Source organism: Streptomyces sp. NPDC085937 (genome assembly GCF_044540535.1).
Lineage (GTDB): Bacteria > Actinomycetota > Actinomycetes > Streptomycetales > Streptomycetaceae > Streptomyces.
Genome location: NZ_JBITSH010000012.1, coordinates 24,189 through 43,831, shown reverse-complemented (window position 1 = coordinate 43,831; position 19,643 = coordinate 24,189). Strand labels below are relative to the sequence as shown.

Genomic DNA, 19,643 nt, shown 5'->3' with positions numbered 1-19,643 from the left:
TCATGAACGGCCTGTCCACCGTCCTGATCGTCGTCGGCCTGTTCTTCGTCGGCGGGATCATCTCCTTCGTCAAGCAGAAGATGCCGGCGAGCCTGATCGTGCTGATGTCCGTGGGCGCCGCGCTGTGCCTCTTCACGGGCCTGCTGCAACTGGAGGTGTGAGCCCTTGAGCACCACCAAGAAGGTCGTGGTCTTCGACTACGGCTTCGGCAACGTCCGCTCCGCCGAGCGCGCCCTCGCGCGCACCGGGGCCGACGTCGAGATAACGCGCGACTTCGACACGGCGATGAACGCCGACGGCCTGCTGGTGCCCGGCGTCGGCGCCTTCGCCGCCTGCATGAAGGGCCTCAAGGAGGCCCGCGGCGACTGGATCGTCGACCGCCGGCTCGCCGGCGGCCGCCCGGTGATGGGCATCTGCGTCGGCATGCAGATCCTCTTCGCCCGCGGCATCGAGCACGGCGTCGAGGCCGAGGGCCTCGACGAGTGGCCGGGCTCGGTCGAACCGCTCCAGGCCGACGTCGTCCCCCACATGGGCTGGAACACCGTGGACGCCCCGGCCGGCTCCGAGCTGTTCGCCGGCCTGGACGCGGACGCGCGTTTCTACTTCGTGCACTCCTACGCCGTCCACGACTGGACGCTCCAGGTGGAGAACCCCGCGATGCGCGCCCCGCTCGTCACCTGGACCACCCACGGCAAGCCCTTCGTGGCCGCCGTGGAGAACGGCGCCCTGTGGGCCACCCAGTTCCACCCCGAGAAGTCCGGCGACGCCGGTGCCCAGCTCCTCACCAACTGGATCGGAACCCTGTAGAGACATGGCCAAGCTCGAACTGCTCCCCGCCGTCGACGTCCGCGACGGCCAGGCCGTCCGCCTCGTGCACGGCGAGTCCGGCACGGAGACCTCGTACGGCTCGCCGCTGGAGGCCGCGCTCGCCTGGCAGAGCTCCGGCGCCGAGTGGCTGCACCTGGTCGACCTGGACGCCGCGTTCGGCACCGGCGACAACCGCGCGCTGATCGCGGAGGTGACCGGGGCGATGGACATCAAGGTGGAGCTGTCCGGCGGCATCCGCGACGACGACACCCTCGCCGCCGCCCTCGCCACCGGCTGCACCCGCGTCAACCTGGGCACCGCCGCCCTGGAGACCCCCGAGTGGGTCGCCAAGGTCATCGCCGAGCACGGCGACAAGATCGCCGTCGGCCTCGACGTGCGCGGCACCACCCTGCGCGGCCGCGGCTGGACCCGCGACGGCGGCGACCTCTACGAGACACTGGACCGTCTCAACAAGGAGGGCTGCGCCCGCTACGTCGTCACCGACATCGCCAAGGACGGCACCCTGCAGGGCCCGAACCTGGAGCTGCTGCGGAACGTCTGTGCCGCCACCGACCGACCGGTGGTCGCCTCCGGCGGGGTGTCCTCGCTCGACGACCTGCGCGCCATCGCCGAGCTGGTCCCCCTCGGTGTCGAGGGCTCCATCGTCGGCAAGGCCCTGTACGCCAAGGCGTTCACCCTGGAAGAGGCTCTGGAGGCCACGTCGTGAACAAGGACACAGCCCGATGACATCCGAAGCCGTACGGCGTGTGCAGAGCGGGAACCCCTGGGAGGAGACCCTCGGATCCGCGCGCGCCGTGGCGGCGGGCGACCTCGTCATGGTGGCGGGCACCACCGCGTTCCGGGGCGATGTCCTCCACGGCGAGGGCGACCCCTACGAACAGGCCAAGGTGGCCTTCACCAGCGCCCTGGAGGCGATCGGGGAGTTCGGGCTCGGCATCGGGTCCGTGGTCCGCACCCGTCTGCACCTCGCCCACGCGCGGGACGTCGACGCGGCCTGCCGCGCGCACAAGGAACTGTTCGACGCGGTCCGCCCGGTCACCACGCTGCTGGTGGTCGAGGGCTTCGTCGACTCGCGCGTACTGGTCTCAGTGGAACTCGAAGCATTCAGAGGAGCCGTGGATTCATGACCCTGGCGGTCCGAGTCATCCCCTGCCTGGACGTGGACGGCGGCCGGGTCGTCAAGGGCGTCAACTTCCAGAACCTGCGCGACGCGGGCGACCCCGTCGAGATGGCCAAGGTGTACGACGCCGAGGGCGCCGACGAGCTGACGTTCCTCGACATCACCGCCTCCTCGGGCAACCGCGAGACCACCTACGACGTGGTCCGCCGCACCGCCGAGCAGGTGTTCATCCCGCTCACCGTGGGCGGCGGCGTGCGCACCGCCGAGGACGTCGACAAGCTGCTGCGCGCCGGTGCCGACAAGGTCGGCGTCAACACGGCCGCCATCGCCCGCCCCGACCTCATCCGTGAGATCGCCGAGCGGTTCGGCCGGCAGGTGCTCGTCCTCTCGGTCGACGCCCGGCGCACCGAGGGCGGGACCTTCGAGGTCACCACGCACGGCGGACGCCGCGGCACCGGCATCGACGCCGTGGAGTGGGCGCACCGCGCCGCCGAGCTGGGCGCCGGGGAGATCCTGCTCAACTCCATGGACGCCGACGGCACCAAGGACGGCTACGACCTGGAGATGATCGCCGCCGTCCGCAAGCACGTCACCGTGCCCGTCATCGCCTCCGGCGGCGCGGGCCGGCTCGGCGACTTCCCGCCCGCGGTCGCCGCCGGCGCGGACGCGGTCCTGGCCGCCTCGGTGTTCCACTTCGGCGACCTGCGCATCGGCGAGGTCAAGCAGACCCTCAAGGACGCCGGCCACCCGGTGCGCTGAGACTCAGCCGAGCTTCTGGGTGAGCTGGATCAGGTTGCCGACCGTGTCGTCCAGGAGCGCGGTCAGCACCGGGCCCTGCTTCTCGGGGTCCCGCACGAAGTGGACGCCCTCCCCGCGCAGCCGCTCGAATTCCGCGCGGAGGTCGTCCACCGAGAACACGATCGCCGGCAGCCCCGCCTCCCGCACCGAGCGGCGGTAGGGCTCCGCGATCGCCCCGTCACCCGGCTCGAGCAGCAGCTCCAGCTCGGGCTGGGCACCGTCGCGCGCCCCCACGGTGACGAACGGCGAGCCCCCGCCCGGGTCCACATGGGTGCGGGTCTCGAAGCCGAGGACCCGCGTGTAGAAGGCGTGCGCCTTCGCCACGTCCTCGACGTACACACTCGTCATGGCGACCTTGATCACGAGCTGTGCCTTTCCGGAGCGGATCAGATGCCGAGCTGTTTCGTGGCACGCAGCTCGGCGATCGCGTTCTCGTCGCCGTCCAGCTCGACCTTGGCCGCGCTCTGCCGGCCGTACGCGAACATCACCAGCTCGGACGGCTGTCCGGTCACCGTCACCACCGGCGTCCCACGGCGGGCCACCGCCGTCTGGCCGTCCGGGCGGCGCAGCACCAGGCCGGTCGGCACCCCGCGGCCCATCAGCCGGGCCGACCGCTCGAGCCGCGACCACAGGGCGTCCTGGAACACCGGGTCCAGCTCGCGCGGGGTCCAGTCCGGCTGGGCCCGGCGCACGTCCTCGGCGTGCACGTAGAACTCGATCACGTTCGACATCTCGTCGACCTGCTTGAGCGAGAACGGCGAGAAGCGCGGCGGGCCGGTCCGGATCAGCCCGATCAGCTCGTCGTACGGCTTCGCCAGGAACTCCGCCGTCACCCGCTCCAGGCGTGACGCCAGCTGCTTCACCAGCAGGCCGCCCGCCGCGTCCGGGCGGCGCTCGCGCACCACCACGTGGGCGGCGAGGTCCCGGGTGGTCCAGCCCTCGCAGAGGGTGGGGGCCTCGGGCCCCGCGGTCTCCAGCAGGTCGGCCAGGAGAAGCCGTTCACGCTTGGCATGGGTCGACATGCCAGCCAGCCTACGGCCGCCCGTCACGTCCGGACAGTGGACGACGGCACGGGGGGACCGGGGGCGCGCGGCACAATGGTTCCCATGACCAGCCAGCCCCGGCCCAGCCGCCTCGACCCGGAGATCGCCGCGCGCCTCAAGCGCACCCCCGACGGCCTCCTTCCCGCGATCGCCCAGCAGTACGACACCGGAGAGGTGCTGATGCTGGGCTGGATGGACGACGAGGCGCTGCACCGCACCCTCACCACCGGCCGCTGCACCTACTGGTCGCGCAGCCGCCAGGAGTACTGGGTCAAGGGCGACACCTCCGGGCACTTCCAGTGGGTGAAGTCGGTCGCCCTGGACTGCGACGCGGACACGCTGCTGGTCAAGGTGGACCAGGTGGGCGCCGCCTGCCACACCGGCGACCGCACCTGCTTCGACGCCGACGTGCTGCTGAAGGACGCCGGTACCGGCGCGCCCGCCGCGGATCAGTAGGGTCTGCCGCCATGGACCTCGAGACGTTCCGCAAGCTCGCCACCGACCGCCGGGTCATCCCGGTCACCCGCAAGCTCCTCGCCGACGGCGACACCCCGGTCGCGCTCTACCGCAAGCTCGCCGCCGAGCGGCCCGGCACCTTCCTGCTGGAGTCCGCCGAGAACGGCAGGTCCTGGTCCCGCTACTCCTTCGTCGGCGTGCGGTCCGCCGCCACCCTCACCGAGCGCGACGGGCAGGCCCACTGGGTGGGCACCCCGCCGGTCGGCGTGCCCGTCGACGGCGACCCGCTCGCCGCGCTGCGCGCCACCCTGCGGACCCTGCACACCCCGCGCGACCTCGCCGAGGACCTCGGCCTGCCGCCCTTCACCGGCGGCCTGGTCGGTTACCTCGGCTACGACATCGTGCGCCGCCTGGAGAAGGTCGGGCCCGGTGAGCGGGACGACCTGAAGCTCCCCGAGCTGACCATGCTGCTCACCAGCGACCTCGCCGTGATGGACCACTGGGAGGGCTCGGTCTGGCTGATCGCCAACGCGATCAACCACAACGACCTGGAGACCGGCGTCGACGAGGCCTACGCCGACGCCGTCGCCCGCCTGGACGCCATGGAGGCCGACCTCACTCGCGCGGTGGCGCAGCCCCCGGCCGTCCTGCCTCCGTCCGAGCTGCCCGAGTACACCGCCCTGTGGGGCGGCCCCGACTTCCAGGCGGCCGTCGAGGACGTCAAGGAACGCATCCGCGCGGGCGAGGCCTTCCAGGTGGTCCCCTCCCAGCGCTTCGAGACGCCCTGCACGGCGAGCGCCCTGGACGTCTACCGGGTGCTGCGGGCCACCAACCCCTCGCCGTACATGTACCTGTTCCGGTTCGACGGCTTCGACGTGGCCGGGTCGTCCCCCGAGGCGCTGGTGAAGGTCGAGGACGGGCAGGCCATGGTCCACCCCATCGCCGGCACCCGGCACCGCGGCGCCACCCCCCAGGAGGACCAGGCGCTCGCCGACGAACTGCTGGCCGACCCCAAGGAGCGCGCCGAGCACCTGATGCTCGTCGACCTCGGCCGCAACGACCTCGGGCGGGTCTGCGAACCCGGCTCCGTCGAGGTCGTCGACTTCATGTCGGTCGAGCGCTACTCGCACGTGATGCACATCGTCTCCACGGTCACCGGCCGGGTCGCCCCGGACCGCACCGCCTTCGACGTGCTCACCGCCTGCTTCCCGGCCGGCACCCTCTCCGGCGCGCCCAAGCCCCGCGCCCTGCAGATCATCGACGAACTCGAACCCTCCCGGCGCGGTCTGTACGGCGGCTGCGTCGGCTACCTCGACTTCGCCGGGGACTCCGACACGGCCATCGCCATCCGCACCGCCCTGCTGCGCGACGGCACCGCGTACGTGCAGGCCGGCGCGGGGATCGTGGCCGACTCCGACCCGGTCGCCGAGGACACCGAGTGCCGGAACAAGGCGGCCGCGGTGCTGCGCGCCGTCCACACGGCGAACCGGCTGGGGTGACGGCCGCCACCCCACCCCGGATGCCGTAACGGCCGGGGTTCAGGCGATAGTGGTGCATGTGACTGCTGTACCTACCCCTCGTTCCGAGCCCGCCGGCCCCGCCCGGGCCGGCCGCACCAGCCTCGCCGTGGCCCTGCTGAGCGGCGCCCTGGGCGCGGCCGTGGCCCTGCTCGCCACCCGGCAGCAGTGGTCGGAAGGCACCGCGACGGTGGCCGGCGGCGCGTTCCCGCTGACCGCCAAGGGCAGCGACGTCACCGGCGTGCCCGCCGCCCTCGCCGTCGTGGGGCTCGCCGCCCTCGTCGCCGTCTTCGCCGTACGCCGGACCGGCCGGCTGGCCGTCGCCGCGGTGCTCGCCCTTTCCGGGGCCGGCACCGTCGCCGCCGCGCTGCTCGGGGCGTCCGACGCCTCGGCGCTCGACGCGAAGGCCGCCGAGGCGTCCGGGGACACGTCGGCGACCGTCGGCGCCCTCTCGCACACCGCCTGGCCGTACGTGGCCGCCGTCGGCGGACTGCTGCTGCTGGTCGCCGGTCTGCTCGCGCTCCGCTACGGGCGGCTGTGGCCCGCCATGTCCGGGCGCTACGAGCGCGGCGGCGCCCCCCGTCCGCGCCGGGCGGCGGCACCGGCCGACCCGGACCGCCCCGAGGACCTCTGGAAGGCCCTCGACCGCGGCGAGGACCCCACCGGCTCCTAGGGCCCGACACGCGAGGCCCTCACGGCCGACCCCCGGCGCACGGCGGTCCCGTGTGTGCGGGACAATGGGGAAGAGCGTCCCGCTCACCCACGCACACGGCAACGAGGAGCAAGCAATGGCGGGCAGCAGCCACGGTCACACCCCGGCCGCCTGGACCGGTGTCATCATCGCCTTCATCGGTTTCTGCGCCGCGGGCGCGTTCATGGTGATGGACCAGCCCGTGGGCTTCTGGGCCGGACTGGGCGTCGTCCTCCTCGGTGGCGTCGTCGGCGCCGTCATGCGCGCCATGGGCATGGGCCAGCCGAAGAGCCACCACCCGGTGCACGAGACGACCGGCGACCGCGAGCCGGCCCGCGCCCAGGGCTGAACCCCGCGAACCCCGACGGGGGCGGCCGCCGGCGTGTGCCGGTGCCGCCCCCGCGGCGCGTCCGGGGGAGAATGCACCCCGTGAACGCCCCCAGCCCGCACGCGGTCTCCGGCCCGGCGGCCCGGCTGGCCGTCCCCGCCGGCCTGCTCGCCGCCGTGGCCGGAGCCTTCGCCTACGTCGCCGCCGTCGACCCCAACGAGCCCGGCCACTACCCGGTCTGCCCGCTGCTGCACCTCACCGGCCTGTACTGCCCCGGCTGCGGCGGACTGCGCAGCGCCCACGCCGTCGCCCACGGCGACCTCCTGACCGCGCTCCAGGCCAACGCCCCCGCCGTCCTCGGCTACGCGGCCTTCGCCCTGCTGTGGACCGTCTGGGTGGTGCGGACGGCGCGCGGCAGGCCCTTCCGGCTCGACCCGCCCCCCGCGCTGGTGTGGTCGGCGGGTGCGTTGCTGCTGGTCTTCACGGTGGTCCGGAACACGCCGTTCGGCGGCTGGCTGCACCCCTGAACGAGCGGTGATCGTCCAGGTACTGGACCGCGCCTCGGCCGGATGCGGGGCATTCGCCCTGCTCCGGATACCATCGCAGGGACCAGCCAAGCCCGACCGTCAGGAAGGGGGCCGCTCGCGTGAGTGTGCTCGACGAGATCATCGACGGAGTCCGTGCCGACCTCGCGGAGCGGCAGGCGCGCGTCAGCCTCGACGAGCTCAAGGAGCGCGCGGCCAAGGCGCCCGCGGCCAAGGACGGCGTGGCCGCACTGCGCGGCGACGGCGTCAAGGTGATCTGCGAGGTCAAGCGCTCCAGCCCGTCCAAGGGCGCGCTGGCCGCCATCGCCGACCCGGCCGCTCTGGCCGCCGACTACGAGGCGGGCGGCGCCGCCGTCATCTCCGTCCTCACCGAACAGCGCCGCTTCGGCGGTTCGCTGGCCGACCTGGAGGCCGTCCGCGCCAAGGTCGACATCCCGGTGCTGCGCAAGGACTTCATCGTCACCTCGTACCAGCTCTGGGAGGCCCGCGCCTACGGCGCCGACCTGGCGCTGCTGATCGTGGCCGCCCTGGAGCAGTCCGCCCTGGAATCGCTGATCGAGCGCGCCGAGTCCATCGGGCTCACCCCGCTCGTCGAGGTCCACGACGAGGACGAGGTCGAGCGGGCGGTCGACGCCGGCGCCAAGGTCATCGGCGTCAACGCGCGCAACCTGAAGACCCTCGAGGTCGACCGCGGGACCTTCGAGCGCGTCGCCCCCGAGATCCCCGCCCACCTCGTCCGGGTGGCCGAGTCCGGCGTCCGCGGCCCGCACGACCTGATCGCCTACGCCAACGCCGGGGCCGACGCCGTCCTGGTGGGCGAGTCGCTGGTCACCGGCAAGGACCCGAGGACGGCCGTCTCCGACCTGGTGGCGGCGGGCGAACACCCCGCCCTGCGCCACGGCCGCTGAGACCTCGCCAGGCTGACCCCCGATGACGCTCTCCCGCCTCGCACGTGGCTGCCGGCCCCGTGGCTGCCGTGCCCCCGCCCGCCGGGTGCACGGCCGCAGGGTCCGCTACGTCATCGGCGACGAGCCGGGCCAGGTGAACGGCAGACGATGGCAGCGCCCCGCAAGGGGCGCGGGGCTCTGACGCCATACGGCTCCGCCGCGTGGACGCGATCAGCCACACACGGCACGCAGCCGACCGACAGCCTCCGCCCCGAAAGGGGCGCGGGGAACTGCGCGACCGGCCACGTACGACCCGCGGTCGACGAAAACCCCGCCCCCACGGCGCTCAGTGTCGTCCCACACACTCACCGTGAGGTACACCCATGCCCAGCACCTTCTTCATCCCCGACCCGGAGGGTCAAACCCCCTCCGCGGAGGGCTACTTCGGCGCCTTCGGCGGCAAGTTCATCCCCGAGGCCCTCGTCGCCGCCGTGGACGAGGTCGCCGTCGAGTACGACAAGGCCAAGTCCGACCCGGAGTTCGCCCGCGAACTCGACGACCTCCTGGCCCACTACACCGGCCGTCCCAGCGCCCTCACCGAGGTCCCCCGCTTCGCCGAGCACGCCGGAGGCGCCCGCGTCTTCCTCAAGCGCGAGGACCTGAACCACACCGGCTCGCACAAGATCAACAACGTGCTCGGCCAGGCCCTGCTCACCAAGCGCATGGGCAAGACCCGGGTCATCGCCGAGACCGGCGCCGGGCAGCACGGCGTGGCCACCGCCACCGCCTGCGCCCTGTTCGGCCTCGAGTGCACGATCTACATGGGCGAGATCGACACGCAGCGCCAGGCCCTCAACGTGGCCCGGATGCGGATGCTCGGCGCCGAGGTCATCGCCGTGAAGTCCGGCAGCCGCACCCTGAAGGACGCCATCAACGAGGCGTTCCGCGACTGGGTCGCCAACGTCGACCGCACCCACTACCTGTTCGGCACCGTCGCCGGCCCGCACCCCTTCCCGGCGATGGTCCGCGACTTCCACCGCGTCATCGGCGTGGAGGCCCGCCGCCAGCTCCTGGAGCAGGCCGGCCGGCTGCCCGACGCCGCGATCGCCTGCGTCGGCGGCGGCTCCAACGCCATCGGCCTGTTCCACGCCTTCATCCCCGACGCGGGCGTCCGCCTGATCGGCTGCGAGCCCGCCGGACACGGCATCGAGAGCGGCGAGCACGCGGCCACCCTCACCGCCGGCGAGCCCGGCATCCTGCACGGCTCCCGCTCCTACGTCCTCCAGGACGACGAGGGCCAGATCACCGAGCCGTACTCGATCTCCGCCGGCCTGGACTACCCGGGCATCGGCCCCGAGCACGCCCACCTCAAGGACAGCGGCCGCGGCGAGTACCGCGCGGTCACCGACGACGCCGCCATGCAGGCCCTGCGCCTGCTGTCGCGCACCGAGGGCATCATCCCGGCCATCGAGTCCGCGCACGCCCTGGCCGGCGCCCTCGAGGTCGGCCAGGAGCTGGGCAAGGACGGGCTGATCGTCGTCAACCTGTCCGGGCGCGGCGACAAGGACATGGACACCGCGGCCCGCTACTTCGGGCTGTACGACACGGACGCCGAGGTCGAGGACAACGCCTCCGGCACCGCCGAGATCGAGGGGGACGCCAAGTGAGCGGGAACGTGCGGCTGCTGAGCGACACCCTCGCCGCGGCGAAGGCCGAGGGCCGTGCCGCCCTCATCGCCTACCTCCCGGCCGGGTTCCCGACCGTGGACGGCGGCATCGAGGCGGTCAAGGCGGCGATCGAGGGCGGCGCCGACGTCGTCGAGGTGGGGCTGCCGCACAGCGACCCCGTCCTGGACGGCCCGGTCATCCAGACCGCCGACGACATCGCCCTGCGCGGCGGGGTGAGGATCGCGGACGTGATGCGCACGGTGCGCGAGGCCCACGCGGCCACGGGCGCGCCGATCCTCGTCATGACGTACTGGAACCCGATCGACCGCTACGGCGTGGAGCGGTTCACCGCCGAGCTGGCGGAGGCCGGGGGCGCCGGGTGCATCCTGCCCGACCTGCCGGTGCAGGAGTCGGCGCTGTGGCGGGAGCACGCCGAGAAGCACGGGCTGGCCACGGTCTTCGTGGTGGCGCCCAGCAGCAAGGACGAGCGGCTCGCCGAGATCACCGCGGCCGGGAGCGGTTTCGTCTACGCCGCCTCCCTCATGGGCGTCACCGGCACCCGCGCGTCGGTCAGTTCCCAGGCCGAGGACCTGGTGCGGCGCACCCGCGCCACCACCGACACCCCCGTCTGCGTCGGGCTCGGCGTGTCCAACCCGGCGCAGGCCGCCGAGGTCGCCCGGTTCGCCGACGGGGTGATCGTCGGCTCCGCCTTCGTCAAGCGGATGCTGGACGCGTCCGACGACGCCGCGGGCGTCGAGGCCGTCCGCGCTCTCGCCGGTGAGCTGGCCAAGGGCGTGCGCGGACAGGTGTGACCGCACCGGCCGGCCGCCGCGGCGGGCCGCCGGGGTCCCTCGTACGGGTGGACCTGGGACCGGGGAGGCGCTGGGCGCCTCCCCGGTTCGTTCTGCGGGGTGTGAGCGACAAGAACCGTGAGGGAAAGCGCACCGCCCGGGAGCGGATGGCGGCAGAGCGCGAGAAGCAGAAGACGGCGGACAAGCGGCGCCGCACCCTGATCGTGGGCGCGAGCGTGGTCTGTGTCCTGGGGCTCGCGGCGGTGATCGGCGTCGTCGCGGCGAACTCGGGCGGGGACGACGAGAGCAAGGCGTCCGGCCCCGTCGTGGCGCCCTCGGGCGCGCAGGGCAAGGACGGCCTGGCCATCCCCGTCGGCAAGGAAAACGCCAAGGCCACCCTCACGGTGTGGGAGGACTTCCGCTGCCCCGCCTGCAAGGCCTTCGAGCAGACCTACCGTTCCACGCTGAACGAGCTGACCGAGGCCGGCAAGCTGAAGGTCGAGTACCACCTGGTGACGCTGATCGACGGCGGCCTCGGCGGCAGCGGTTCGCTGAGCGCGGCCAACGCCGCGGCGTGCTCCCAGGACGCGGGCAAGTTCACCGAGTACCACGACGTGCTGTTCGAGAACCAGCCGATGGAGAGCGACGACGCCTTCTCCAGCGACGACAAGCTGTTCGACCTGGCGAGCAAGGTCGACGGGCTCGACACCCCCGCCTTCCGCACCTGCGTCGAGGACGGCACGCACGACAGCTGGGTGGTGAAGTCCAACGAGGCCTTCCAGAAGGGCGGCTTCAGCGGCACCCCGACCGTGCTGTTCGAGGGGCAGAACATCTACCAGGACCGCTCCATGACGCCCGAGAAGCTGAAGGAGATGGTCGAGGAGGCCAACAAGTCCTGAGCGGCGTGTCCCCGAGGGGCCTGTTATGGAGCCGTAGCCGGACCGCCTGCCGTGCGGGCCGTCCGGCACGGTAGCGTCGACCCTGCCATGGAACTTGCCTACATTCCCAGCCCGTCGAGCGGGGTGCTGTACCTCGGCCCCGTTCCGCTGCGCGGCTACGCGTTCTGCATCATCATCGGCGTCTTCGTTGCCGTCTGGCTCGGCAACAAGCGCTGGATCGCCCGGGGCGGGCGGGCCGGCACGGTGGCGGACATCGCTGTCTGGGCCGTGCCGTTCGGCCTGATCGGCGGCCGGCTCTACCACGTGGTCACGGACTACCAGCTGTACTTCAGCGAGGGCCGTGACTGGGTGGACGCCTTCAAGATCTGGGAGGGCGGCCTCGGCATCTGGGGCGCCATCGCCCTGGGCGCGCTCGGCGCGTGGATCGGCTGCCGCCGCCGCGGCATCCCGCTGCCCGCGTACGCCGACGCCATCGCCCCCGGCATCGCCCTCGCGCAGGCCATCGGCCGCTGGGGCAACTGGTTCAACCAGGAGCTGTACGGGCGGGCGACCGACGTGCCGTGGGCGGTGGAGATCACCTCCTCCTCCGACGGCCGGGTGCCGGGCACGTACCACCCGACGTTCCTGTACGAGTCGCTGTGGTGCGTCGGCGTGGCGCTGCTGGTGATCTGGGCCGACCGGCGCTTCAAGCTCGGCCACGGACGCGCCTTCGCGCTGTACGTCGCCGCGTACTGCGCGGGCCGCTTCTGGATCGAGTACATGCGGGTCGACGAGGCGCACCACGTCCTCGGCATGCGGCTGAACAACTGGACCGCGATCCTGGTCTTCCTGCTCGCGGTGCTGTACATCGTGCTGTCCGCGCGGAAGCGGCCCGGGCGTGAGGCCGTGGTCGAGCCCGGCGCGAGCGACGGCGACGGACCGGCCGACGGGGAGACGAAGGCCGGCGACGTGAAGGCAGGCGACGAGAAGGCCGGGAAGACGGCCGACGACGCCGAGGAGGGCGAGACGTCCGCCACGGAGAAGGCGGACGCGTCCGCCGAGGACTCCGACGCCTCCGCGGACTCCGAGGCGTCCAAGGACGGGGCCGGGTCGGCCAAGAAGGGCTGACCGCCCGCCGTACGACCGTGGAGGGCGCCCGGGGAGACCCCCGGGCGCCCTTCGCGCGTCAGCGTTTGTGGGCCAGGGACAACGTGCGGTGGGCCGCCGCCACCACCGCCGCGTCCACGAAGGTGCCGTCCGGGAGCGCCTGGGCCCCCCGCGTGGCCGCCGCTGCCTTGAGCACCGTCTCCGCCTGCTCGATCTCGCGCGCCGTCGGCAGATAGGCGCGCTCGATGACCGGGAGCTGGCGCGGGTGGATCGCGGCGCGGCCCAGGAACCCCAGGGCGCGGCCCCGCACGCAGGACGCCTCCAGGCCCTCCTGGTCGCGGATGTCCGGGTGCACGGACTGCGTGGGCGGGGCCAGCCCGGCCGCGCGCGCCGCGACCACCACCCGGGCCCGGCACCAGTCCAGTCCGGAGTCCTCGCGCACCCCGAGGTCGGCCCGCAGGTCCGCCTCCCCGATCGCGATGCCGCGCAGGGCCGGATGGGCGGTCGCCACGGCGTGCGCGTGCTCGATGCCCAGCGCGGTCTCCAGCAGGGCGTACAGCGGCGGGGACCCGCCCCGCGCGGAGACGGTCCGGCGCGCCACGCGCACCACGTCGGCCGGCGAGGACACCTTGGGCAGCCGCAGCCCCGACAGGCCGGGGGCCGGGGCGACGGCCGCCAGGTCGGCCGGTCCCCAGGGGCTGGTGAGGGCGTTGACGCGCACGTGCACCGGCACCGGCTGCGGGTCGCGCAGCAGCTCGGCGGTGGCGCCGCGGGCGTAGGCCTTGCGGTCGGGCGCGACCGCGTCCTCCAGGTCGATCACCACCACGTCCGCGCCGGAGCGGAGCGCCTTCGCCACCACCGCCGGACGGTCGCCCGGGGCGTACAGCCAGGTCAGCGGGAAGCCCGTCACAGGGCGCCCTCCGCGCGCAGCTCCGCGAGCTCGGCCGGGGTGAGACCCAGCTCGGTGAGGACCTCCTCGGTGTCCGCGCCGTGCGGGCGGCCCGCCCAGCGGATCGCACCCGGGGTGCCGGAGAGCCGGAAGAGCACGTTCTGCATGCGCAGCGGGCCGAGCTCCGGGTCGTCGACCGTGGTGATCGTGCCCAGCGCCTGGTACTGCGGGTCCGCCATCACGTCCCGCACGTCCTGGACCGGGGCGACGGCCGCCTCCGCCTTCTCGAAGGCGGCCAGGACGTCGGCGCGGGTGTGGCGGGCGATCCAGCCGCCGACCGCCTCGTCCAGGACGTCCGCGTGCCGGGCGCGGCCCTCGCCGGTGGTGAACCAGGGCGCGTCGATCAGGTCCTGGCGGCCCACGAGCACCATCACCCGCTCGGCGATCGACTGGGCCGAGGTGGAGACGGCGACCCAGGTGCCGTCGGCGGTGAGGTACGTGCCGCGCGGGGCGTTGTTCTGCGAGCGGTTGCCGGTGCGGGGCTGGACGTGACCGAGCTGGTCGTACCAGGTGGGGTGGGGCCCGAGGGCGCTGAGGATCGGCTCGATCAGGGCCAAGTCCACGACCTGGCCCTCGCCGGTGCGCTCGCGCCCCGCGAGGGCGGTCATGACCGCGTAGGCGGTGGTGAGCCCCGCGATCGAGTCGGCCAGGCCGAACGGCGGCAGCGTGGGCGGGGCGTCAGGTTCGCCGGTGAGCGCGGCGAAGCCGCTCATCGCCTCGGCGAGGGTGCCGAAGCCCGGCCGGTGCGCGTACGGGCCGAACTGGCCGAAGCCGGTGACCCGGGCCAGGACCAGCCCCGGGTTGGCGGCGGACAGCTCGGGCCAGCCCAGGTCCCACTTCTCCAGGGTGCCGGGGCGGAAGTTCTCGACGACCACGTCGGCGGTGCGCACCAGGCGCAGCAGGGTGTCCCGGCCGCCCGGCGTGGACAGGTCGAGGGTGATGGCGCGTTTGTTGCGGCCGAGCACCTTCCACCACAGGCCGATGCCGTCCTTCGACGGCCCGTGGCCCCGTGAGGGGTCCGGTCTCCTCGGGTGCTCGACCTTGACGACCTCTGCGCCGAAGTCGCCGAGCAGGGTCGCCGCGAGGGGGCCGGCGAAGAGGGTGGCGAGGTCCAGGACGCGCAGACCGGTGAGCGGGGGAGCGGCGGGGGCGGCGGCCGGTTCGGGGGGTGTCATGGGCGGGACGCCTCCAGGTGGGTCAGACGGGCCAGGGTGTCGAAGCCGGTGCCGTCGAAGTCGCCGACGGAGGTGGCCAGGCGGTTCTTCAGCGGGGCCGTCCAGCGTTCGGGGAGCGCGCGGGGCGAGCCGGCCAGCAGTCCGGCGACGCCGCCGGCGGTGGCGCCGACCGAGTCGGTGTCCCAGCCGCCGGACACCGCGCGGCAGACCGAGGCGGTGAAGTCCCCGTCGGCGTGGGTGAGGGCGGCGGCGAGCAGGGCGGTGTTGGGGACGGCGTGCACCCAGTGGTGGGTGGCGCCGTGCGCCGCGTGCAGCAGGTCGACGACGGTGTCGAAGTCGCGGTGCTCGCGGGCCATCCGTACGGCGTCGCGGACGGCCAGGGCGAGCCGGGAGCGGGGCGGGACGACGGTGAGGCCGGTGCGCAGGCAGGCGTGCACGTCGTGTCCGCCCGTGGCCGCGGCGGCGATGACGGCGGCGGTGAACATCGCCGCGTAGACGCCGTTGGCGGTGTGGGTGAGGACGGCGTCGCGGTGCGCCTGCGCGGCGGCGGCGCCCGGGTCGCCGGGGTTGGTCCAGCCGTGGACGTCGGCGCGGATCAGGGCGCCGATCCACTCGCGGAAGGGGTTGCGGTGGCGGGCGGTGAGCGGGGGTTCCAGGCCGTCGAGGAGGTTGCGGTAGGCGACGCGCTCGGCGGTGAAGGTGCGGCCGGCGGGCAGCTCGTCGAGCCAGACGCGGGCCACGTCGGCGGTGCTGAAGCGGCGGCCGTGGCGGCGCAGCACGAGCAGGGCGAGCAGCGGGTAGTTGAGGTCGTCGTCCTCGGGCATGCCGTCGATGTTCTCGGCGAGCGAGGTGTCAGCGGAGCGGCGGTTCCAGGGGTGTGCGGCCAGCAGCTCCGCGGGGACGCCCCGGGCGGTGAACCAGTCGTTCAGCGGCCAGTTGCCGGTGGCGCGGGCGAGGGCGCGGATGGCGGCGAGAGGGAGCTTCTCGACCGGCTTGCCCAGCAGGCAGCCGGCCGCCCTGCCGAGCCAGGCGGCCTCCAGCCGGGCCTCGAACGCGGGCCCGTCCCAGGCCGGCGGGGTGGCGGGGGAGGCGGGCCAGTGCGGGCACAGCGCCCTGATGGCGGGGAGGTCGGTCGGCTCGTCGTCCGCCAGGGTGCTCGGCAGGTCGGCCAGTTCGTCCAGCAGGTCACCGGCCAGCAGCCGCAGACAGCGGGAGGCCGGCCGGGGCGAGGCGCCGGCGGCGGAGGGGGCCGGCGGGCCGCCCGCCGCGAACCAGCGGGCGGCGACCGCCGCCGGCTCACGGCCGTCCAGGGCGGCCTGGCGCAGTTCGTGGCCGACGAGGTCCTCGGGCTGGACCCAGGTCAGTCGGAGCATCCGGCCCCTCCCAGCTGTGCGAACGCCCGCTCGTGGGCGCGGCGGCGCTCCACGTCCCGGGCGAAGACCTCGCGGGCCACCCCGGTCAGCGTGGCGGCCGGCTCCCACAGGTCGAGGCGGCTGGCCTCCGCCACGGTCTTGGCCCACTCCTCGGGGACGGAGGAGCCGAGCGCACCGGTCACCGCCCCGGCCATCGTGGCGATGGAGTCGCAGTCGCGGCCGTAGTTCACCGCGCCCAGCACCGCGTGCCGGGTGTCGCCGCGCGCCACCAGCACCATGCCGAGGGCGACCGGCAGTTCCTCGATCGCGTGCAGCCGGGAGGGGCGCCGGGCACCCAGCGAGGGGGAGCGGTAGTCGGGGCCCACGGTGTCGTAGGGGGCGACCGCCTCGCGCAGCGGACCCAGCGCCGACTCGAAGTCGGTGTGCCGCGCCGCTTCCGCGCAGACCCGCTCGATCGCCTCCCGGGTGCCGTCCTTGGCCAGGGACAGGCACGCGGCGACGACCGACTCCGGGGTCGCCCCCGGTGCGCAGGCCGCCGCCACGGCCGCCGCGAACACCCCGGCCGCCTCCCTGCCGTACGACGACTGGTGGGCGCCCGCGACGTCCAGGGCCTCGGCGTACGCGGCGGCCGGGTGGGCCGCGTTGACCAGCCCGACCGGGGCCATGTACATCGCCGCGCCGCAGTTCACGATGTTGCCCACCCCCGCCTCACGCGGGTCCACGTGGCCGTAGTGCAGCCGGGCCACCAGCCACTTCTCGGCGAGGAAGATCCGGTGCAGCGGGATCGTCTCCGCCTCCAGCTCCGGGATCCAGCGCGGGTTCGTCATCAGGTCCGGCACCAGGTGGTCGGCGACCGCGTAGGCGTCCAGATGGTCGCGGACCCGCGCGTACACCCGGACCAGCGCGTGGGTCATCAGGGTGTCGTCGGTGACGTGGCCGTCACCCTTGTGGTACGGCGCGACGGGGCGGGCGGTGCGCCAGGCGTCGCCGTTCCACGGGCCGACCACGCCGTGCACCCGGCCGCCGTGGCGGTCGGTGATCTGTTCGGGTGAGTACCCCTCGACCGGGCCGCCGAGGGCGTCGCCGACGGCAGCCCCGACCAGGGCCCCGGTGATCCGTTCCGCCAGGGAAGGCGTGCTTGCCTGGTCTTCGGTGGATTCGCGCGTCATGCCGGAATCATCCTCTCGGTGCGGCCGGCCGGGCGGCTTCCAGGAGCCCGGCGAGTTCGACCAGGTCCGTCCCCGTCAGCCGGGGCAGCACGCAGCCCGAGAGGGTGCGGCAGCTCTCCCGCCAGGACCGGGGGATCGCGGCGCTCCCGCCCAGCGCCCCGGTGAGGGCGCCGGCCAGCGCCGGGGCGGAGTCCGCGACCCGTGACAGGCAGGCCGCCGCGGGGACCGCCTCCGCGATCCGGCCGCGGGCGGCGGTGGTCAGGGCGAGGGCGACGGGGACGGTCTCGGCGGCGGCGACGCCGTAGCTGTAGACGTGGTCGACGATCTGGTGCTCCAGCGACGGCACCAGGGCGAAGGCGCTGTCGGCGTCCGCCGCGAGGGCCAGCGCGTGCCGGGCGTTGCGGCCGATCTCGGTGTCCTCGGGCAGTTCGGCACAGGCGGCGTCCGCGCAGGCGCGCGGGTCCGCGCCGGCCAGCGCGAGCGACACGGCGGCGGCCATGGCACGCGCGCCGTGCACGCCGTCGCCGTCCTGGGTGTAGCGGGCGTCGAACTCGGCGAGGTCGGCGGCGGCCCGCGGGTCGCCCGCGTGCGCCACGGCCAGCACGCAGGCCCGGACGCAGGCGGCGTCGTCGAAGTAGTGCGGGTTGTCGTGCCCGGTGGCGGGCGGGCGCAGACCGGTGGCGAGGTTGCCGAGGCCGGCCCGCACGGAGATGCGGGCGCGCAGGGGCAGGACGGCGGACTCGGTCTCCGGGGCCCGCTCGGTGGCGGCGGCGACCTCGGCCGCGACCGCGTTCCAGGTCAGGTCGATGGCGGCGCGGGTACGGCGCTCCCGGCTCAGGTCGCCGAGCACGGTGTCGTCGCCCGCGCGCAGCACCGCCTCGGCGGCGAACGCGGCCCACTCGGCGTCGTCGGAGGGGCCGAGGCGCAGGGGTTCGGGGGGCTGGTTGAGGGCGATGGGGACGGGGAGCGTGGTGGTGGCGTTCTGTTCGGCGAAGGTGTCCAGCTCGCGGGTGAGGCGCCGGGTCCACTCGGGCATGCGGGCGGCGCGGTGGCGGGCGGCGGGCCAGCCGGCGGCGTCCCCGGCGGCGAGTCCGAGGAGCAGGCCCTCGACGGCCGAGCGGGCCGGACGGGGGGCGGGTCCGGCGGGTGTGCGCGGCGCCGGCGCGGCGTCGTCCCGCGCGGTGCCGGTGGCCGGCCTGTCGTCGGTGGCCGGCGTGTCGTCGGTGGTCGGTGCGGGGGTGGTGGAGGTCATGTGGGGGTCTCCGGGGTCAGGAGGTCCGCGATGTCGAGGACGTGGTGGCCGGCCATGGCGGGCAGGCAGCTGCCGCGGGCCGGGGTGATGGCCGCGGCCCAGCGCTCCGGGACGGCGGCGACCCCCTGGGTCGCCCCCGCCAGCGCGCCCGCGACCGCCGCCGTGGTGTCGGCGTCGCGGCCCATGTTCACGGCGGTCAGCACCGCCTGTTCGAAGTCGCCGTCGGCCGTCGCGTACGCGCCGAAGGCGAGGGCCACCGCCTCGGGCGCCAGGTCGGTCCAGGGGTAGCCGCCGATCACCACCGCGGCGCGGACCGCGCGTTCGCCGTGATGGGCGGCGGTCACCGCGCGGCGCAGCGAGCGGGCGGTCCAGGAGTCGTCCGGCACCACCGCCAGCGCCGAGGCCACGACGGTGACCACCGGTGCCCCGGCCATGGCCGCCGCGACGCCCGCCGCGACCGCCTGCCCGCCGTAGATGCCCTCGCCGTCGTGGCTGACCGAGCCGTCGATCGCCGCGAGCCGGGCCGCCTCGTCCGGCCGTCCGGCCGCGTGCACGCCGTACGGTGCCGCCCGCATCGCCAGCCCGTCGCTCCAGGCGTGCCGGTGCTGGGCGGAGATGGGCGCGGCGAGCCCCCGGCGCAGGTTCTCCAGGGTGCCCCGCTCGCTGAAGCCGGCGCCCCGGAAGGGGCCCTCGGCGCGGTCGGCGATCCACTCGTGCCAGGCCGCCTCGACGTGCGCGGGGGTGAGCGCGGAGCCGTGCCGGGCCACCAGCAGTCCGGAGAAGATGGCGTACTCGGTGTCGTCCGTGCCCGCCGGGGGGTCGGTCACGTATCCCGTGACGCGGCCCCACCGGGCGCGGATCTCGGAGGGCTTCATGTTCTCGGCGGGCGCGCCCAGCGCGTCGCCGACGGCCAGGCCGAGCAGCGCGCCGCGTGCCCGTTCCCGGAGCCCGGGGGCGTCCCCGGGCGCGGGCACCGAGGGGATGCGGGCGGTCGATGCCATACGCGGCTCTCCTCTCAGGCGCGCCCCGCGGGGCGCGGGCCCCTTGCGGAACTGTCCCCGGTGCCGTG

At 74.4% G+C, this 19,643-nt stretch carries 24 protein-coding genes; 16 read left to right on the top strand and 8 right to left on the bottom strand.

What is annotated here, in order from left to right:
* Positions 1-2: 2 nt before the first annotated feature.
* From ACIF8S_RS24170 to hisF, 5 genes are read left to right on the top strand one after another with little or no spacing between them, the layout of a single operon-like run.
* Entirely contained in the window at positions 3-161 is a 159-nt protein-coding gene (locus ACIF8S_RS24170) for a hypothetical protein (RefSeq protein ID WP_024882524.1), read from the top strand.
* A 4-nt stretch (positions 162-165) separates the two neighbouring features.
* Complete coding sequence (gene hisH / locus ACIF8S_RS24165; RefSeq protein WP_400001643.1) at positions 166-807, top strand: imidazole glycerol phosphate synthase subunit HisH; 642 nt, start codon at positions 166-168, stop codon at positions 805-807.
* Between the two features lie 4 nt (positions 808-811).
* Positions 812-1,534, top strand: coding sequence for a bifunctional 1-(5-phosphoribosyl)-5-((5-phosphoribosylamino)methylideneamino)imidazole-4-carboxamide isomerase/phosphoribosylanthranilate isomerase PriA (gene priA, locus ACIF8S_RS24160; RefSeq protein ID WP_349793630.1), 723 nt, complete (start codon positions 812-814; stop codon positions 1,532-1,534).
* A 16-nt stretch (positions 1,535-1,550) separates the two neighbouring features.
* A complete protein-coding gene (locus ACIF8S_RS24155; RefSeq protein ID WP_400001641.1) occupies positions 1,551-1,955 on the top strand; it encodes a Rid family hydrolase in 405 nt (134 codons plus the stop codon).
* Positions 1,952-2,707, top strand: a complete 756-nt coding sequence (hisF, locus tag ACIF8S_RS24150; protein ID WP_024882520.1) for an imidazole glycerol phosphate synthase subunit HisF — start codon at positions 1,952-1,954, stop codon at positions 2,705-2,707. Before ACIF8S_RS24155 ends, hisF begins: the two co-directional genes overlap by 4 nt.
* Before the next feature lie 3 nt (positions 2,708-2,710).
* Here the strand turns inward: hisF and ACIF8S_RS24145 are convergent, their stop codons facing one another.
* Both ACIF8S_RS24145 and ACIF8S_RS24140 read right to left on the bottom strand, forming a co-directional pair.
* Positions 2,711-3,109, bottom strand: coding sequence for a VOC family protein (locus ACIF8S_RS24145; protein WP_400001640.1), 399 nt, complete (start codon positions 3,107-3,109; stop codon positions 2,711-2,713).
* A gap of 23 nt (positions 3,110-3,132) precedes the next feature.
* Positions 3,133-3,768 (bottom strand): TIGR03085 family metal-binding protein, encoded by a 636-nt coding sequence (locus ACIF8S_RS24140; RefSeq protein ID WP_349793637.1) that lies wholly within the window; start codon positions 3,766-3,768, stop codon positions 3,133-3,135.
* Between the two features lie 84 nt (positions 3,769-3,852).
* Here ACIF8S_RS24140 and hisI point away from each other — a divergent pair, with 84 nt between their 5' ends.
* The 11 genes from hisI (at position 3,853) to lgt (ending at position 12,677) form a co-directional block, all read left to right on the top strand.
* A complete protein-coding gene (gene hisI, locus ACIF8S_RS24135; RefSeq protein ID WP_400001638.1) occupies positions 3,853-4,245 on the top strand; it encodes a phosphoribosyl-AMP cyclohydrolase in 393 nt (130 codons plus the stop codon).
* An 11-nt stretch (positions 4,246-4,256) separates the two neighbouring features.
* On the top strand, positions 4,257-5,744 hold the full coding sequence (locus tag ACIF8S_RS24130; protein WP_400001637.1) for an anthranilate synthase component I: 1,488 nt from the start codon (positions 4,257-4,259) through the stop codon (positions 5,742-5,744).
* Between the two features lie 49 nt (positions 5,745-5,793).
* Positions 5,794-6,435 (top strand): TIGR02234 family membrane protein, encoded by a 642-nt coding sequence (locus ACIF8S_RS24125; protein ID WP_400001635.1) that lies wholly within the window; start codon positions 5,794-5,796, stop codon positions 6,433-6,435.
* A gap of 115 nt (positions 6,436-6,550) precedes the next feature.
* Positions 6,551-6,802 (top strand): HGxxPAAW family protein, encoded by a 252-nt coding sequence (locus tag ACIF8S_RS24120; protein ID WP_024882515.1) that lies wholly within the window; start codon positions 6,551-6,553, stop codon positions 6,800-6,802.
* 71 nt (positions 6,803-6,873) lie between these two features.
* Positions 6,874-7,308 carry a DUF2752 domain-containing protein gene (locus ACIF8S_RS24115; RefSeq protein WP_400001633.1) on the top strand — a complete coding sequence of 145 codons (435 nt, stop codon included), beginning with the start codon at positions 6,874-6,876 and terminating at the stop codon, positions 7,306-7,308.
* A 119-nt stretch (positions 7,309-7,427) separates the two neighbouring features.
* A complete protein-coding gene (gene trpC, locus ACIF8S_RS24110) occupies positions 7,428-8,234 on the top strand; it encodes an indole-3-glycerol phosphate synthase TrpC (protein WP_145825259.1) in 807 nt (268 codons plus the stop codon).
* Between the two features lie 22 nt (positions 8,235-8,256).
* Positions 8,257-8,415 (top strand): tryptophan biosynthesis modulator TrpM, encoded by a 159-nt coding sequence (gene trpM, locus ACIF8S_RS24105; RefSeq protein WP_400001632.1) that lies wholly within the window; start codon positions 8,257-8,259, stop codon positions 8,413-8,415.
* 181 nt (positions 8,416-8,596) lie between these two features.
* Entirely contained in the window at positions 8,597-9,880 is a 1,284-nt protein-coding gene (gene trpB, locus ACIF8S_RS24100) for a tryptophan synthase subunit beta (protein WP_400001630.1), read from the top strand.
* Positions 9,877-10,692 (top strand): tryptophan synthase subunit alpha, encoded by an 816-nt coding sequence (gene trpA / locus ACIF8S_RS24095; protein ID WP_400001628.1) that lies wholly within the window; start codon positions 9,877-9,879, stop codon positions 10,690-10,692. The genes trpB and trpA overlap by 4 nt, the downstream gene beginning before the upstream one ends.
* A gap of 101 nt (positions 10,693-10,793) precedes the next feature.
* On the top strand, positions 10,794-11,570 hold the full coding sequence (locus ACIF8S_RS24090; RefSeq protein ID WP_400001627.1) for a thioredoxin domain-containing protein: 777 nt from the start codon (positions 10,794-10,796) through the stop codon (positions 11,568-11,570).
* An 87-nt stretch (positions 11,571-11,657) separates the two neighbouring features.
* Positions 11,658-12,677 carry a prolipoprotein diacylglyceryl transferase gene (gene lgt, locus ACIF8S_RS24085; protein ID WP_400001625.1) on the top strand — a complete coding sequence of 340 codons (1,020 nt, stop codon included), beginning with the start codon at positions 11,658-11,660 and terminating at the stop codon, positions 12,675-12,677.
* A 58-nt stretch (positions 12,678-12,735) separates the two neighbouring features.
* Here the strand turns inward: lgt and ACIF8S_RS24080 are convergent, their stop codons facing one another.
* From ACIF8S_RS24080 to ACIF8S_RS24055, 6 genes are read right to left on the bottom strand one after another with little or no spacing between them, the layout of a single operon-like run.
* Positions 12,736-13,566 (bottom strand): HpcH/HpaI aldolase/citrate lyase family protein, encoded by an 831-nt coding sequence (locus ACIF8S_RS24080; RefSeq protein WP_400001623.1) that lies wholly within the window; start codon positions 13,564-13,566, stop codon positions 12,736-12,738.
* Complete coding sequence (locus ACIF8S_RS24075) at positions 13,563-14,780, bottom strand: CaiB/BaiF CoA transferase family protein (protein ID WP_400001622.1); 1,218 nt, start codon at positions 14,778-14,780, stop codon at positions 13,563-13,565. Before ACIF8S_RS24075 ends, ACIF8S_RS24080 begins: the two co-directional genes overlap by 4 nt.
* On the bottom strand, positions 14,777-16,153 hold the full coding sequence (locus ACIF8S_RS24070) for an ADP-ribosylglycohydrolase family protein (protein WP_400001620.1): 1,377 nt from the start codon (positions 16,151-16,153) through the stop codon (positions 14,777-14,779). The genes ACIF8S_RS24075 and ACIF8S_RS24070 overlap by 4 nt, the downstream gene beginning before the upstream one ends.
* Entirely contained in the window at positions 16,141-17,322 is a 1,182-nt protein-coding gene (locus ACIF8S_RS24065; RefSeq protein ID WP_400001618.1) for an ADP-ribosylglycohydrolase family protein, read from the bottom strand. Before ACIF8S_RS24065 ends, ACIF8S_RS24070 begins: the two co-directional genes overlap by 13 nt.
* Before the next feature lie 7 nt (positions 17,323-17,329).
* Entirely contained in the window at positions 17,330-18,574 is a 1,245-nt protein-coding gene (locus tag ACIF8S_RS24060; protein WP_400001616.1) for an ADP-ribosylglycohydrolase family protein, read from the bottom strand.
* Positions 18,571-19,575 carry an ADP-ribosylglycohydrolase family protein gene (locus ACIF8S_RS24055; protein WP_349793660.1) on the bottom strand — a complete coding sequence of 335 codons (1,005 nt, stop codon included), beginning with the start codon at positions 19,573-19,575 and terminating at the stop codon, positions 18,571-18,573. The genes ACIF8S_RS24060 and ACIF8S_RS24055 overlap by 4 nt, the downstream gene beginning before the upstream one ends.
* Positions 19,576-19,643 lie beyond the last annotated feature (68 nt).

What these genes read in the sequence shown, in the direction of transcription:
- ACIF8S_RS24170 (WP_024882524.1), top strand. Translation starts at nt 3, where the DNA reads ATGAACGGCCTGTCCACCGTCCTGATCGTCGTCGGCCTGTTCTTCGTC.
- priA (WP_349793630.1), top strand. Translation starts at nt 812, where the DNA reads ATGGCCAAGCTCGAACTGCTCCCCGCCGTCGACGTCCGCGACGGCCAG.
- ACIF8S_RS24155 (WP_400001641.1), top strand. Translation starts at nt 1,551, where the DNA reads ATGACATCCGAAGCCGTACGGCGTGTGCAGAGCGGGAACCCCTGGGAG.
- hisF (WP_024882520.1), top strand. Translation starts at nt 1,952, where the DNA reads ATGACCCTGGCGGTCCGAGTCATCCCCTGCCTGGACGTGGACGGCGGC.
- ACIF8S_RS24140 (WP_349793637.1), bottom strand. Translation starts at nt 3,768, where the DNA reads ATGTCGACCCATGCCAAGCGTGAACGGCTTCTCCTGGCCGACCTGCTG.
- hisI (WP_400001638.1), top strand. Translation starts at nt 3,853, where the DNA reads ATGACCAGCCAGCCCCGGCCCAGCCGCCTCGACCCGGAGATCGCCGCG.
- ACIF8S_RS24130 (WP_400001637.1), top strand. Translation starts at nt 4,257, where the DNA reads ATGGACCTCGAGACGTTCCGCAAGCTCGCCACCGACCGCCGGGTCATC.
- ACIF8S_RS24120 (WP_024882515.1), top strand. Translation starts at nt 6,551, where the DNA reads ATGGCGGGCAGCAGCCACGGTCACACCCCGGCCGCCTGGACCGGTGTC.
- ACIF8S_RS24115 (WP_400001633.1), top strand. Translation starts at nt 6,874, where the DNA reads ATGCACCCCGTGAACGCCCCCAGCCCGCACGCGGTCTCCGGCCCGGCG.
- trpM (WP_400001632.1), top strand. Translation starts at nt 8,257, where the DNA reads ATGACGCTCTCCCGCCTCGCACGTGGCTGCCGGCCCCGTGGCTGCCGT.
- trpB (WP_400001630.1), top strand. Translation starts at nt 8,597, where the DNA reads ATGCCCAGCACCTTCTTCATCCCCGACCCGGAGGGTCAAACCCCCTCC.
- lgt (WP_400001625.1), top strand. Translation starts at nt 11,658, where the DNA reads ATGGAACTTGCCTACATTCCCAGCCCGTCGAGCGGGGTGCTGTACCTC.
- ACIF8S_RS24075 (WP_400001622.1), bottom strand. Translation starts at nt 14,780, where the DNA reads ATGACACCCCCCGAACCGGCCGCCGCCCCCGCCGCTCCCCCGCTCACC.
- ACIF8S_RS24070 (WP_400001620.1), bottom strand. Translation starts at nt 16,153, where the DNA reads ATGCTCCGACTGACCTGGGTCCAGCCCGAGGACCTCGTCGGCCACGAA.
- ACIF8S_RS24065 (WP_400001618.1), bottom strand. Translation starts at nt 17,322, where the DNA reads ATGACGCGCGAATCCACCGAAGACCAGGCAAGCACGCCTTCCCTGGCG.
- ACIF8S_RS24060 (WP_400001616.1), bottom strand. Translation starts at nt 18,574, where the DNA reads ATGACCTCCACCACCCCCGCACCGACCACCGACGACACGCCGGCCACC.
- ACIF8S_RS24055 (WP_349793660.1), bottom strand. Translation starts at nt 19,575, where the DNA reads ATGGCATCGACCGCCCGCATCCCCTCGGTGCCCGCGCCCGGGGACGCC.